The following is a 12663-nucleotide window of genomic DNA, read 5'->3' on the forward strand; positions in this document are numbered from 1 at the left end:
GAGGCGCTTTTAATAATTGGCCAAAAATACAAAAGGGAGCAACAAGGCTCCCTTTCTTTAAGCTGCAAAGTGCTTTTCTAAATCGTCAGAGCCACCAATGTGCTCACCGCCAATGAATACTTGCGGCACTGTTTCACGACCTGAAATCGCTTTTAAACTCGTTAATGATGCGTTTTGACCTAATACGATTTCTTCATACACATACCCTTTTGCATCTAGTAGCGCTTTAGCTTTTGTACAGAATGGGCAATTAGGTTTGGTAATAATGCTCACTGATTCTGGTTTTACTTGTGCAGGGTTGATGTAATCAAGCATGGTATCTGCATCCGACACCTCGAATGGGTCGCCTGGCTTTTGCGGCTCAATAAACATTTTTTCGATAACGCCATCTTTTACAAGCATAGAATAGCGCCAGCTACGCTTACCAAAACCTAAGTCGTTTTTATCGACTAGCATACCCATGCCGTCAGTAAATTCGCCGTTGCCGTCTGGCAATAGGGTAATATTTTGCGCTTCTTGGTTTTGTGCCCACGCATTCATTACAAACGTATCGTTTACAGAAATACAAACAATCTCATCAACACCGTTTTGTTTAAATACAGCAGCTAGCTCGTTATAACGTGGTAAATGAGTTGATGAGCAAGTTGGTGTAAATGCGCCAGGTAATGCAAACAGCACAACCGTCTTACCTTTAAAAATTTCGTCAGTGGTTATTGATTTCCACTGCTCGTCTACACGTGTTGCGAATGTAACGTTTGGTACTTTTTGGCCTTCGATATTGTTTAACATTGTTTTAATTCCTCTTGATTTGTTGAGTGCCATTATGCGATTTAATTTATGATAGCTCCAATCGTTTGTTTGTATTAGTATGATAGGTAAAAGCTATTGGTGGTGTGGTATGAATTTAAAAGACTTCGAATATGTAAAAGCGGTGGCACAATATAAGCACTTCAGAAAAGCAGCCGATGCCTGTTATGTCAGCCAGCCGACACTGAGTGGGCAAGTTAAAAAGCTTGAACAAGAGCTGGGAGTGATCATTTTTGACCGTTCTACAAAACAGGTTACGTTGACTGTGCAAGGTGAGCAATTACTTAAACAAATCACGCTGATCCTAGAACAAACTCAAGTGCTTAAAGAAATTGCCGCCAGCTCACACGACCCTCTAAAAGGGAAAATAAATGTGGGTATTATTCCAACTATTGCACCTTATTTACTGCCAACACTCTTAACCTCGATGAAGCAGGCCTTTAGTGAAACCCAGTTTTCATTTATAGAAATGCAAACAGCGCAAACGCTGGTGGCGCTGGATAATGGTGAGATTGATATTGCAATTGTTGCAGATGTGGCAGGCTTGGCACCGTATCATGTGTCGCCACTTTATAAAGAAGACTTTTTAGTCGCAGTCTCTGAGCAGCATGCTTTAGCAAAACACGCTGAAGTTGCTTTAGCTCAATTGCATGAATGTGATTTATTAATGTTAAACGAAGGGCATTGTTTTAAAGAGCAAGCCGAGCAATTTTGCTTTTCTGCTGGGGTTGAAGTTTCGAACCAATATAAAGGAAATAGTATAGAAACCTTACTCGCGCTTGTGGCAATGGATGATGGGGTAACTTTTGTTCCTAAGCTGGCATGCACACCACGTGAAGGGGTGAAGTATTTAGCTATCTCACCAAACCAGCAACGCCAAGTTGTTATTGCAACACGCAAGCATTACCCGCACATAGCCGGTGTAGAGCAATTAGCCCGTTGGCTAAATGCTCATGAAGGCTTACAAGCTCATTTACTTGCTAGCAGCTAATTCAACAATATCGTTTATTTGAATATTAGGCAGTGGTTGCTTATCAATACTCATGGCCACTGCTGATTGCTGATAAAGCTGAGTCACTTTTACTTGATTAAGTGTAGTGATTTTATGGGGGAGTTTATTACCCTGTGCATCCGTTAAGTAGTTATGATGCGCAATGTTTAAAACCTCTCCCTGTTCAAGGCCGTGAGCCTTCCCTAGGTTAATGATCAGTCTATCGTTTTCGATATGCAGTATCTTACCTTGCGTGGGCAAGCAGGCCATGGCGGCTTGTAAGTCATAGGTTAGGGTTTGGTTTATATCACTAATAGCTTGGCCATAATCGGTTGCCCAAAATCGGTCGCTGTAAACATCGATGATCTCGGTTTTTTTGTATGGCCAAATGCCTTCTGTTTGGTAGCTTTTCTGCCAGAGTTTTTCGTAAGTGGTGCCATCAAATAATACATAATCCACTTTGTATGCACGTTTGAAACTATCATCTTGCCAAAATGCATAGTCATTGTTGATCTTATGATTAACCGATAAATCACGAATACGGCTCAGTAATACATATTGCGAATTACTGCGGCTAGTGATCTCCTCAAGTAGCGCGTTACTGTAATCGTATTGCTGAGTGAAAAAATGGTCTACTCGCAGCGGCATATTGTAATAGGCTGTCGGTTTAGCCGCCATTTGCGTATTACCTAAGCTGGCATATAAGTGCTCACTGATGGCTTTATTTACGTCAAAAATTTGGCCCATACGCGCTTGCTCGCGATTGGCAAGTTGGCTTTGTGTTACGGCAATAAATTTGGTGTATTGGTTTGCTGGGCATTCTTCAGCTTGAGCAAAAATATCGAGGCGAAGCGTGATGGCATAGGTGTCGTTATGGCGGTCTTCGCTGATCAATTCTATTTTTTGGATTTCACCGTGGCTGCTTATTTTCAGTTGATCTTGTGTCAAAACCCCGTCAACTAGAGTCTGAACAGAGCTTACTCGAGCCCCAGAAAACACTAAAGCCTGAGTTATGGCATCTTTAATAGCGGCAGATTTGGCTTGGCTTGTATCGCCATTTTTCACAACCGCATGGCCTGTAGACTCAAACCACTGAGCTAAGCTATTGTTAGAAAACAAAATTGTAAAGGCTAAGCCAAGACCTTTTAAGCTGGCTATTGTTTTATTTTTCATGCTGACACCTAGCATTAAAACCAATGAATAACCTAAATGAGCAAGGACTGTACCACAGTGGCATTAAACGTGCATATTTGTAGCCAAAGAGTTTTAAGCGGAAGCAAATTATGCGAGCACTTCTATTCGGTGGGCTGGTTGCCTGCGCAGCATTGACCGGCTGCAGTAGTATTTTTGATAAACATGTAGAATACACTTACATTGAGCCAGATAGCTACCCAGTGCTTAAAGCGGTGGGGTATGCACCAATTAGTGCTCAACCAGGTAGCAATGAATCGCAGCGTACTTTACTTGCGATTAAAGCCTCAAAGCTTGAAGCGTATCGCGAGCTTGCTGAGCAAGTTTACGGGCAAAAAATTTCCGCAGGCACCACAGTACAAAACAGTGTTGCTCATAACGATCAATTACAAAGCCAAGTACAAGGTGTGATCAAAGGGGCGCAGGTTATTAAAACCTACGCAGTAGGGGATACCTACGCAACTGAATTACAGCTTGATATGAAACGAGTACACGACTTATACATTGGTGAAGTAAAGCCACGCCAAGTGAAAAAAGTAACGTATTATTAGGTGCAACTTAGTCTAGCTGTAACCTATTGGTTTGCAACGTAAGTTCAAAGCATAAGTTCAGCAAATTCTGCGAGCATTAAAAAAGCGCGATAACTCATTAGTTGTCGCGCTTTTTTAATGGAAATGACATTTAGGCTTTCAAGTTGTGAACGATTTTCTTATCGCCTTGAATTACGCTGCCACCTTGGTCGTAGGTCATCGATGATGGAGCGCCGATTAAAATATCTTTAAGTTGCTTAACACTTAGCTGTGCTTGATGGGCCGCGTGAGCGTTTACATCGTTTTTCTTTTTGCAGCTAGTCAGTAGGGTGTTTACTTGTTTGATAAGTGCACTTACTTCGTCATCTTGCGATTCGTTGTGTGCGACAAGTTTTTGGACATCTTTATCAATTGTTTGAATTTGCTGGAGCAAAGAGATTTTTTGTTGGGCAATACTCTTTAATCCTTCGCCACGCTTTGCAGCAATGGCTGTCAGTTCATCATCTAAAAGCGCAGCAATAGACTCCAAGCACGAAACTTGTTGTGTTAGTTTGCTAGCAATTAAATGATTATGATCAGCCATACACATCAAACTCGAATGCGGCGATGTTCTTCGCTAGTTTTTCAGCATCAATTTGGTATTTACCTTCACTGATTGCTTTTTTCAGCTCAGCAACTTTGTTGCTGTCGAAGCCTGATGACTGCTCAGCTTTTTCTTGCAAAGATTTAAGCTGTCTAGCTTGAGGAGTTAAGCTCACAGAATCTGCACTTGCTTTTGGTGCGGCCGATTTCGCAGCGGCTGCATTAGCATTATCTTTTTGTAAATCAAGCTTTTTTTGCTTGGTATTTGTCAACACAGAAGTTTGTTGTTGACCATTATTGACATTGCTTACCATAATTTTGACCTATACATTACCCAACATATGCCTTTATATCGGCGGGCACAGCGGATACTTTAGCATAAATATAAAAAATTAAATATTTACTTGTACAGACTCGACCCCATCCACACGTGCATTTAATACTTTACCTGATTTTTTGTTTTTTACACGTACTAATTCGTCTAACGTGCCATCTTCTAAAGCAATTCCCGTGGTTTTAATTCTCAAACCGCGTAACGAAGCATAAATAGTAACGTTATCGCCTTTACAAACCATACAAACCTGGCTCATAACAATAGGTGTGCCATCACGTAAATTGCGCTTACTGCGACTGCCAATGAGTATAGACTCATCTTGTACATATTGCGTTCTGACAAATTGTTTAGGTTTCATTTCTAGGCGCAAGTGCTCTGCTCGAATAACCTCGCCACGTGCTAAGTTAGTGGTAACAACAACCACAGGTTCGAGCTCTATAATGCGAACGTGAACGTATTGGGTCCAACTATTTAAGTCTTGGCACTTAAGTTGTACAGTTACCTGCCGATTAAAAGGAGGCTCTGTCGGTAACTCTTTGTTTATTGGTGACTCACACAGTCTCTCTGGAATGCGACCATCTAATGGTAAAGCACTAATTTGCGGTGTGGTGTCCAGATCAGGGAGCTGTTCACTAACAAAATCGACAGCGATTTGTTGAAGTTGCTCGTTATTATAAACTTCAGCCTGTAGTTGTGTTGCAAACAACAGGCTAGTAAGAAAATAAAAAACACTGTATCTTCGGCTTTTTTTTAACAAACTCATATTGTTTCGACTATGCTTATTGTTGAAAACAAGGTATAAATATTTTGCGTCAAAAAACAGACGCTTCGTAACCTTATGTAGCTTTAACACAAAGAAGGCAATTATTGTTCCAGCTCTGATTGTTTATCTTTAGGAGATTGAAATGGCAGGCATTTTAGACTCAGTTAACCAGCGTACTCAGTTGGTTGGGCAAAACCGCCTTGAATTACTATTATTCAAACTCAGAGGGCGACAACGCTTTGGTATCAACGTGTTTAAAGTAAGAGAGGTTCTGCAATGCCCACCACTTACTAACATGCCAAAATCAAATGCGTACATTCGTGGTGTTGCGCATATCCGTGGTCAGACTATCTCAGTGATTGATTTATCGATGGCTGTGGGTGGCCCTGCAATCGAAAACATTAAAGACAGTTTTATCATCATTGCCGAGTATAACCGTTCAGTGCAAGGTTTCTTAGTTGGCGGTGTTGAACGTATCGTTAATATGAACTGGGAAAAAATAATGCCGCCACCATCAGGTGCTGGTCGTTATTCATACCTAACAGCAGTCACAGAAATTGAGAACGAGTTAGTTGAAATTCTTGACGTTGAAAAAATCTTAAATGAAATTTGCCCAGTGAACACCGAAGTGAGTGCTGAGGTTGTTGGTGATGGCGAAATTCAGCGTGATTTAGGTGAGCGTATCGTCTTTATTGCAGATGACTCTGCGGTCGCTCGAAATCAAGTGAAACGAGCGCTTGAACCGTTAGGTGTGCAAACTGAGCTTGCTAAAAACGGTAAAGAAGCATTACTACGTTTACGCGAGATTGCTCAGCTGGATTGTAAAAATGATATCACTGAGCGCGTTGGCTTATTGATATCAGATGTAGAAATGCCAGAAATGGATGGTTATACACTGACCGCCGAAATCAAAGCAGATCCAAAATTATCACCTTTACATGTGATCTTGCATACCTCTCTAAGTGGGGTATTTAACCAAGCAATGATCGAAAAAGTAGGTGCCGATGATTTTATTGCAAAATTTAACCCAGATGAATTAGCAACAGCTGTGAAAAAGTGGGTTCATTGTGATTAATTATTTATAGGTGGTATTACTTTGGAAAATAAGCATTTACAACAAAGCGAATACGATCAATTCCGCTCTTTCTTAGAGCAACAATGTGGCATCGTGCTTGGTGACAACAAACTGTATTTAGTTAAAAGTCGTCTTGCACCGCTGATGGCTCGCTTTAATGTTGAGTCATTATCACAGTTGGTAAGTAAAACTTTAAGTCCTCACGAGAGGCAGCTTCGTGCCGCTGTGGTTGATGCGATGACCACCAATGAAACGCTTTGGTTTCGTGATCAATACCCGTTTGAATTATTGAAAACTAAGCTGTTTCCTGAGCTTAAAGATGTGCGTAGGCCACTTAAAATATGGTCAGCGGCAAGTTCATCAGGGCAAGAGCCGTATTCAATTGCCATGTCGGTTGCCGAGTTTCAGTCTAAAAATCCGGGAGTATTAAAAATGGGTGCGCAAATAATTGGCACTGATATTTCTAATACCATGCTTGATATGTGTAAAAATGCTGAGTATGACGCCTTGGCACTTGCTCGCGGTCTGTCGATGGAAAGACGTCAAAAATTCTTTAAAGACAGCGGCAATGGAATGGCTCAGGTTATTGACCCAATAAGAAAAATGGTCAGCTTTAGACATTTAAACTTATTGGATTCATACGCTTTAATGGGCAAGTTTGACATTATATTCTGCCGCAATGTGTTGATTTACTTCTCACCGGAAGTAAAAGCGAAAATCATTGCACAGTTTGCGCAAGCTTTAAACCCAAAAGGCTACCTGTTTTTAGGTGCGTCAGAGTCAATGGCGGGCTTAAGTGATAGCTTTGATATGGTTCGTTGTAACCCGGGTATCATCTATCAGAAAAAGTAAACTCTCCTTAGCAACCTAGTTCTTAGGTTGCTAAATAAACCTATTTTTCAACATCTTATATAATTAAAAATCACTCTTTATTTTTGGCTTACCTTTTGCATTATCCCCTGTAGAGTCAATTTTTTGGAGATGGTTATGGCTATCAGTTTTGATAAAGCATTTGGTGTTCATCCTCATGCGATGTTGATCCGTTCACAACGCGCTGAGTTATTAGCGACAAATATCGCTAATGCTGATACGCCGGGCTACAAAGCGAAAGATATCGATTTTGCCTCGGCATTAAAAGCGGCAAAAAGCAACCAACAGGGCGGCAACAGCATGGTTCGAACCGATGCAAAACATATTGCCGGAGGCAGTCGTTTTGTTGGTGGTGCAGAAATGTTTCGTACGCCAAATCAAGCAGATACAGGTGATGGTAACTCTGTTGATATACAAGTGGAACGAAACTTGTATGTACAAAACTCATTAGAGTATCAGGCAAGCCTGCAATTTATGAGTAGTAAAATTTCAGGCCTTAAAAAAGCCCTCGGTAGTCAAGGAGCTTAATCATGAGTTTGTATAATGTTTTTGATATTTCAGCAACCGGTATGACCGCGCAAAATGTTCGCCTAAATACCACAGCCAGTAATATCTCGAATGCGAATACGATTAGTTCTAGCCAAGACAAAACGTACCGAGCGCGCCATCCTGTTTTTGCCGCTGAGTTGACTAAAGCGTCATCATCACAAAGCAATCCTCAGGGCTCTTCTGTAGGCGTTAAAGTGTTAGGCATTGTAGAGAGCGATAAGCCACTACAAATTGAATATAACCCGAACCACCCAAGTGCGGATGAAAACGGTTATATCTACAAACCTAACGTTAATGTCGTAGAAGAAATGGCAAATATGATTTCTGCCTCTCGCTCTTACCAAACAAATGTGCAAGTTGCTGATGCAGCTAAGCAAATGTTAAGTAAAACACTGTTGTTAGGACAACGGTAATCGAGGATAAGTTATGAGTAACGACATCAGCTCTGCATCATCATCCTATTTGGATAGCTTGCGTTGGAATCAAAGCAATACGCAAACAACTGAAGAAGACAACAACACGCTTTCTCAGGAAGATTTCTTTTCGTTGTTAACACAGCAGTTGTCGTTCCAGGATCCGAGTAATCCAGCAGATAACGATCAAATGATTGCGCAAATGACGAACTTCACTATGGCTGAAGGTATTTCAAACTTAAATGAAAAGTTTGATTCACTCACTGCGTCAATGACATCGAACTCTGCATTACAAGCTTCAACACTTGTGGGAAAACAAGCACTGCTTGAATCTGACACCATTGATTTTGATGGTGAAAATGCAGCAAAAGGCTCGGTGGTTGCAGAAACAGCGGTTGAAACACTGACGCTGAGAATTACAGATTCATCAGGCCAGTTAGTACGCACCATTGATTTAGGATCTCAGTCAGCAGGTGCACTGCGTTTTGAGTGGGATGGCAAAGATAACGATGGCAATGTACTCCCTGAAGGTGAGTATGACATCAGTGCTGAAGGCTATGTAAATGGTGACTACAGCAGCCTGCCAATGGCGACCTTTAAAAATATTGAAAGTGTCAATATCAATGGTAGCAGCGGCATTATCGTAAATACAAAAGAGGGTGCGGTTAGGCTGACTGATATAGCTGAAATCGCATAAGTAAAAAAAGGTTTGGGTTAGCTTAGGCTAAGAGATAGGTTAGAGGTGAGTTATGAGCTTCAATATTGCATTAACAGGTTTAGCAGCCGCGCAAAAAGATTTAGACGTTACCGCAAATAACATTGCGAACGTGAATACTACGGGCTTCAAAGAGTCTCGTGCAGAGTTTGCTGATGTGTACGCATCATCAGTATTTAGCTCTGGTAAAACAAAAAATGGTGACGGTGTAAGAACAACCATGGTGGCACAGCAATTCCACCAAGGTTCGTTATCATTCACAAATAACTCTTTAGATTTAGCGATTACGGGTGAAGGTTACTTCGCAATGGCTAATGACTTAGGTGCACAAGACTTTACTTATACGCGTGCTGGTGCGTTCAAACTTAATAAAGATAACTTTATTGTTGATGCGAGCGGCAATTACTTACAAGGTTTCCCTGTTGATGAAGCAACCGGTGATACAACCTCTGTTAGTTTAAGTACTTCATCTGCACTACAAATTCCTGATGCTTCAGGTTCACCGCGTGCAACGACGAATGTTTACTCATCATTTAACCTTGATTCGCGTGCCTCTGCGCCAACAGTGACACCATTTGATCCTGAAACAAGTGCGACTTACAACAGTTCAACGTCGACAACTGTATATGATTCATTAGGTGAGCCACATATTTTACAATTCTTCTTTGTGAAAACTGACTCAGCGACTACAGGTAATGAGAATGAGTGGGAAGTGTATGCAACACTTGATGAAAAGCCATTTGATTCTAGTGGTGTAGAGCAAACAACAACACCTTATACTCCATTAACTACATTCCAATTTGATGCGAGCGGTTTACCACTTAGCACGGATGGTGTAGCAAATACAGATACAACTTTTAATCCTTTAACCCTACCAAATGGTGCCGGTGCTGCAACAGGTCTATCTGATTTACTTTCTAATGGTGCGAGCTTCCCAGATGATGTAACAATGAACTGGCGTGATGAAGCGGCAACAGCGAATAAAGTACCAACTCAATATGCAAGTAACTTTGAAGTGAAAGCACTTGAGCAAGACGGTGCGACGGTAGGTCGTCTATCGGGTATTGATATCGGCTCTGATGGTAAAATTGTTGCATCGTATAGTAATGGTGATACCTCGTTCTTAGGTCAAGTTGCAATGGTTCGTTTTTCGAACTCACAAGGTTTACAGCAAGTAGGTAATACTTCTTGGAAGAAGAGTTTAACGTCAGGTGAGCCAATTGCTGGTGAACCAGGTTCAGGTACTTTAGGTTCAATCAACTCATCAGCACTTGAGCAATCAAATGTTAACTTAACGAATGAACTTGTTGATTTGATTAGTGCGCAGCGTAACTTCCAAGCTAACTCACGTGCGCTTGAGGTTAACTCAACGCTACAACAAAACATCCTACAGATCCGTTAATCTTAACGGCTCTAAGCATAATCCGACACGAAGGCTGCTCCCTCTATTGGCAGCCTTTTTTCATTCTAGCAGCTCATTTTTCTCTCCTATTTCAGCGTCAATTTTACTTTGGCACTTTTATTGCATTTCTTAGTTATCGTATTTTTAGTGAGTCAATGTTATGGACAAAATGGTCTACATTGCCATGTCGGGTGCTAAGCAAAGTTTGCGCGGTCTTGAGCTCAAGGCTAACAATCTTGCGAATGCTAACACCACTGGCTTTAAAGCTGATTTTGCACAAGCTCGCTCTATGCAAGCCTTCGGTGAAGGTCTGCCATCTAGGGTGTTTGCAATGCAAGAACGCCCAGGATCTAACATGCAATCAGGTGGTTATGTAGAAACTGGCCGTGAGCTTGATATTGCTATGAGTGACCGTGGTTGGTTGAGTGTACAAGATGCCTCAGGCAATGAGGCGTACACCAAAACAGGCACATTAAACATTACTCCAGATGGCGCGTTGATCACCAGCCATGGCCGTCAAGTAATTGGCGAAGGTGGTCCAATCATTCTGCCATTACCTATCGAGAAAGTTGAGTTTAGTGAAGACGGTGCTATTCAGGTTCGCCCGCAAGGTGCACCAGCGAACTTTTTAGAAGTGGTTGATCGCTTAAAAGTGATTGAGGCTGATAACACTCAGCTTGAAAAAGGTAATGACGGTTTATTTCGACCAAAAGAAGACATGCTGATCAATGACCTGTGTGGTTTTTGTGATATTTCGCCAAATGTGAAAGTACTATCGGGAACGCTTGAAATGTCAAACGTAAACCCGGTGCATGAAATGGTCGACATGATCAGCAATCAACGCCAATTTGAATTACAAGTTAAATTGATGAAAACAGCCGAAGAGCTCGATGAGCGTCAAGATCAGCTGTTACGCATTGTTTAAGATGACTGAGAGGGTAGAGTTATGAATCCTGCATTATGGATCAGTAAAACCGGGCTTGACGCCCAGCAAACCGATATTTCGGTGATCTCAAATAATCTCGCGAATGCCAGCACGGTCGGTTACAAAAAAAGCCGCGCCGTATTTGAAGATTTACTATATCAAAACATCAACCAACCAGGTGGTCGTTCGTCACAAGACACTGAAATGCCATCAGGCTTAATGCTTGGTGCGGGTGCCAAAGTGGTTGCCAACCAAAAGAACTTTTCACAAGGTAACATGCTTACCACTGAAAATTCATTGGACTGGATGATTTCAGGCCCAGGTTTTTTTGAAGTGCAATTACCAGATGGCAACATTGCCTATTCGCGTAACGGTCAATTCACGACTGACGAAGATGGCCGCATTGTAACATCGGGCGCGGGTTTTCCTTTGCAACCGGAAATGAATGTTCCAGACGATGCGCAATCAATTACTGTTTCACAAGACGGTGAAGTGTCAGTGCGTATTTCAGGGCAACCAGACAACGTGGTCATTGGTCAGCTAACGATTAGTGATTTTATTAATCCATCGGGTCTTGAGCCTATGGGACAAAACTTATACACAGAAACCGCTGTAAGTGGTGCGCCGGTGCAAGGTAACCCAGGTATCGATGGTTTAGGTACGGTGGTTCAAGGTTCCCTTGAAACCTCTAACGTGAATGTAACTGAAGAGCTTGTTAACTTGATCGAAACACAACGAATTTATGAAATGAATTCAAAAGTGATTTCAGCGGTTGATGAAATGCTTAGTTACATCAATCAACAGCTTTAATGGGTAGGAGGCAGCATGCGTAATATTATCTTAGTCACATCGGCAGCATTAATGCTGGGTGGTTGTATGACAACGCAAAATCATCATGTGGTTCAGGATGACCCTTACTATGCGCCTATGTACCCTGAGCCAACAACAGAGCCGATGGTACCTACAGGGTCGTTGTTTGATAGTTACTCATCAAATGATTTGTACTCGGATAAAAAGGCACTGCGTGCTGGCGATATCATTACGGTTAAATTGCAAGAATCAACGCAAGCCACCAAAGCCGCTAAAACCGAGACCGACAAAGAAACGGACGCCAGTTTAGACCCTGTTATAGGCCTTGGCGGTAATCCGGTCAACATTGGTGGTGACAGCATTCAATTTGGTATTGGTTCTGGGGCATCATTTAAAGGTGACTCAAAGTCTAACCAATCAAACAGCTTATTTGGTGATATTTCTGTCAATGTGATGCGTGTTCTACCCAATGGCAACTTGGTTATTCGCGGTGAAAAATGGCTCACTTTGAACACAGGTGAAGAGTTTATTCGCTTAGAAGGTTTGGTTCGCCCTGAAGATGTTGCCGCAGATAACACGGTCACATCAAATCGTATTGCCAATGCGCGCATTCAATATTCAGGTAAAGGGCAAATTCAAGAAACGCAAAGTGCAGGTTGGCTGTCTCGTTTCTTTAGTAGTTCGCTTTTCCCATTTTAGAGGAATA

16 protein-coding genes are annotated in these 12663 nt (G+C 41.8%); 11 read left to right on the forward strand and 5 right to left on the reverse strand.

Annotation, left to right across the window (positions count from 1 at the left end; genetic code table 11):
* Positions 1–57 precede the first annotated feature (57 nt).
* A complete protein-coding gene (locus tag NH153_RS17955; protein WP_063706499.1) occupies positions 58–789 on the reverse strand; it encodes a glutathione peroxidase in 732 nt (243 codons plus the stop codon).
* A 109-nt stretch (positions 790–898) separates the two neighbouring features.
* Here NH153_RS17955 and NH153_RS17960 point away from each other — a divergent pair, with 109 nt between their 5' ends.
* On the forward strand, positions 899–1798 hold the full coding sequence (locus NH153_RS17960) for a LysR substrate-binding domain-containing protein (protein WP_063706501.1): 900 nt from the start codon (positions 899–901) through the stop codon (positions 1796–1798).
* Here the strand turns inward: NH153_RS17960 and NH153_RS17965 are convergent.
* Positions 1781–2971: a flagellar assembly protein FlgT gene (locus NH153_RS17965; protein ID WP_063706503.1), complete on the reverse strand. Its 1191-nt coding sequence runs from the start codon at positions 2969–2971 to the stop codon at positions 1781–1783. The genes NH153_RS17960 and NH153_RS17965 overlap by 18 nt on opposite strands.
* A gap of 110 nt (positions 2972–3081) precedes the next feature.
* Between NH153_RS17965 and NH153_RS17970 the strand changes: the two genes are divergently transcribed.
* Positions 3082–3540: an LPP20 family lipoprotein gene (locus tag NH153_RS17970; RefSeq protein ID WP_063706505.1), complete on the forward strand. Its 459-nt coding sequence runs from the start codon at positions 3082–3084 to the stop codon at positions 3538–3540.
* Positions 3541–3670: 130 nt separating this feature from the next.
* On the opposite strand, the gene flgN is transcribed toward NH153_RS17970, so the two are convergent.
* From flgN to flgA, 3 genes are all read right to left on the reverse strand, one after another.
* Positions 3671–4102: a flagellar protein FlgN gene (flgN, locus tag NH153_RS17975; protein ID WP_063706507.1), complete on the reverse strand. Its 432-nt coding sequence runs from the start codon at positions 4100–4102 to the stop codon at positions 3671–3673.
* Positions 4095–4415, reverse strand: a complete 321-nt coding sequence (gene flgM / locus NH153_RS17980) for a flagellar biosynthesis anti-sigma factor FlgM (protein ID WP_063706509.1) — start codon at positions 4413–4415, stop codon at positions 4095–4097. Before flgM ends, flgN begins: the two co-directional genes overlap by 8 nt.
* A gap of 78 nt (positions 4416–4493) precedes the next feature.
* Positions 4494–5198 carry a flagellar basal body P-ring formation chaperone FlgA gene (gene flgA / locus NH153_RS17985; protein WP_063706511.1) on the reverse strand — a complete coding sequence of 235 codons (705 nt, stop codon included), beginning with the start codon at positions 5196–5198 and terminating at the stop codon, positions 4494–4496.
* Positions 5199–5340: 142 nt separating this feature from the next.
* On the opposite strand from flgA, the gene NH153_RS17990 reads away from it, so the two are divergent.
* The 9 genes from NH153_RS17990 to flgH all read left to right on the forward strand — a co-directional run bounded on the left by NH153_RS17990 (position 5341) and on the right by flgH (position 12656).
* Positions 5341–6273, forward strand: a complete 933-nt coding sequence (locus tag NH153_RS17990) for a chemotaxis protein (protein WP_063706513.1) — start codon at positions 5341–5343, stop codon at positions 6271–6273.
* A gap of 21 nt (positions 6274–6294) precedes the next feature.
* Positions 6295–7125 (forward strand): CheR family methyltransferase, encoded by an 831-nt coding sequence (locus tag NH153_RS17995; RefSeq protein WP_063706515.1) that lies wholly within the window; start codon positions 6295–6297, stop codon positions 7123–7125.
* 135 nt (positions 7126–7260) lie between these two features.
* Positions 7261–7671, forward strand: a complete 411-nt coding sequence (gene flgB, locus NH153_RS18000; RefSeq protein ID WP_063706517.1) for a flagellar basal body rod protein FlgB — start codon at positions 7261–7263, stop codon at positions 7669–7671.
* A gap of 2 nt (positions 7672–7673) precedes the next feature.
* Positions 7674–8105, forward strand: a complete 432-nt coding sequence (flgC, locus tag NH153_RS18005) for a flagellar basal body rod protein FlgC (RefSeq protein ID WP_063706519.1) — start codon at positions 7674–7676, stop codon at positions 8103–8105.
* Between the two features lie 13 nt (positions 8106–8118).
* Positions 8119–8802 carry a flagellar hook assembly protein FlgD gene (locus tag NH153_RS18010; RefSeq protein WP_063706521.1) on the forward strand — a complete coding sequence of 228 codons (684 nt, stop codon included), beginning with the start codon at positions 8119–8121 and terminating at the stop codon, positions 8800–8802.
* A gap of 52 nt (positions 8803–8854) precedes the next feature.
* Entirely contained in the window at positions 8855–10222 is a 1368-nt protein-coding gene (flgE, locus tag NH153_RS18015; RefSeq protein WP_063706523.1) for a flagellar hook protein FlgE, read from the forward strand.
* A 160-nt stretch (positions 10223–10382) separates the two neighbouring features.
* Positions 10383–11147, forward strand: coding sequence for a flagellar basal-body rod protein FlgF (locus NH153_RS18020; protein WP_063706524.1), 765 nt, complete (start codon positions 10383–10385; stop codon positions 11145–11147).
* A 21-nt stretch (positions 11148–11168) separates the two neighbouring features.
* Positions 11169–11957: a flagellar basal-body rod protein FlgG gene (flgG, locus tag NH153_RS18025; protein WP_063706526.1), complete on the forward strand. Its 789-nt coding sequence runs from the start codon at positions 11169–11171 to the stop codon at positions 11955–11957.
* Positions 11958–11972: 15 nt separating this feature from the next.
* Positions 11973–12656: a flagellar basal body L-ring protein FlgH gene (gene flgH, locus NH153_RS18030; protein ID WP_063706528.1), complete on the forward strand. Its 684-nt coding sequence runs from the start codon at positions 11973–11975 to the stop codon at positions 12654–12656.
* The last annotated feature ends 7 nt before the right edge of the window (positions 12657–12663 follow it).

It is taken from the genome of Pseudoalteromonas gelatinilytica (genome assembly GCF_001641615.1).
GTDB classification, from domain to species: domain Bacteria; phylum Pseudomonadota; class Gammaproteobacteria; order Enterobacterales; family Alteromonadaceae; genus Pseudoalteromonas; species Pseudoalteromonas gelatinilytica.

What these genes read in the sequence shown, in the direction of transcription:
- NH153_RS17955 (WP_063706499.1), bottom strand. Translation starts at nt 789, where the DNA reads ATGTTAAACAATATCGAAGGCCAAAAAGTACCAAACGTTACATTCGCA.
- NH153_RS17960 (WP_063706501.1), top strand. Translation starts at nt 899, where the DNA reads ATGAATTTAAAAGACTTCGAATATGTAAAAGCGGTGGCACAATATAAG.
- NH153_RS17965 (WP_063706503.1), bottom strand. Translation starts at nt 2,971, where the DNA reads ATGAAAAATAAAACAATAGCCAGCTTAAAAGGTCTTGGCTTAGCCTTT.
- NH153_RS17970 (WP_063706505.1), top strand. Translation starts at nt 3,082, where the DNA reads ATGCGAGCACTTCTATTCGGTGGGCTGGTTGCCTGCGCAGCATTGACC.
- flgN (WP_063706507.1), bottom strand. Translation starts at nt 4,102, where the DNA reads ATGGCTGATCATAATCATTTAATTGCTAGCAAACTAACACAACAAGTT.
- flgM (WP_063706509.1), bottom strand. Translation starts at nt 4,415, where the DNA reads ATGGTAAGCAATGTCAATAATGGTCAACAACAAACTTCTGTGTTGACA.
- flgA (WP_063706511.1), bottom strand. Translation starts at nt 5,198, where the DNA reads ATGAGTTTGTTAAAAAAAAGCCGAAGATACAGTGTTTTTTATTTTCTT.
- NH153_RS17990 (WP_063706513.1), top strand. Translation starts at nt 5,341, where the DNA reads ATGGCAGGCATTTTAGACTCAGTTAACCAGCGTACTCAGTTGGTTGGG.
- flgB (WP_063706517.1), top strand. Translation starts at nt 7,261, where the DNA reads ATGGCTATCAGTTTTGATAAAGCATTTGGTGTTCATCCTCATGCGATG.
- flgC (WP_063706519.1), top strand. Translation starts at nt 7,674, where the DNA reads ATGAGTTTGTATAATGTTTTTGATATTTCAGCAACCGGTATGACCGCG.
- NH153_RS18010 (WP_063706521.1), top strand. Translation starts at nt 8,119, where the DNA reads ATGAGTAACGACATCAGCTCTGCATCATCATCCTATTTGGATAGCTTG.
- flgE (WP_063706523.1), top strand. Translation starts at nt 8,855, where the DNA reads ATGAGCTTCAATATTGCATTAACAGGTTTAGCAGCCGCGCAAAAAGAT.
- NH153_RS18020 (WP_063706524.1), top strand. Translation starts at nt 10,383, where the DNA reads ATGGACAAAATGGTCTACATTGCCATGTCGGGTGCTAAGCAAAGTTTG.
- flgG (WP_063706526.1), top strand. Translation starts at nt 11,169, where the DNA reads ATGAATCCTGCATTATGGATCAGTAAAACCGGGCTTGACGCCCAGCAA.
- flgH (WP_063706528.1), top strand. Translation starts at nt 11,973, where the DNA reads ATGCGTAATATTATCTTAGTCACATCGGCAGCATTAATGCTGGGTGGT.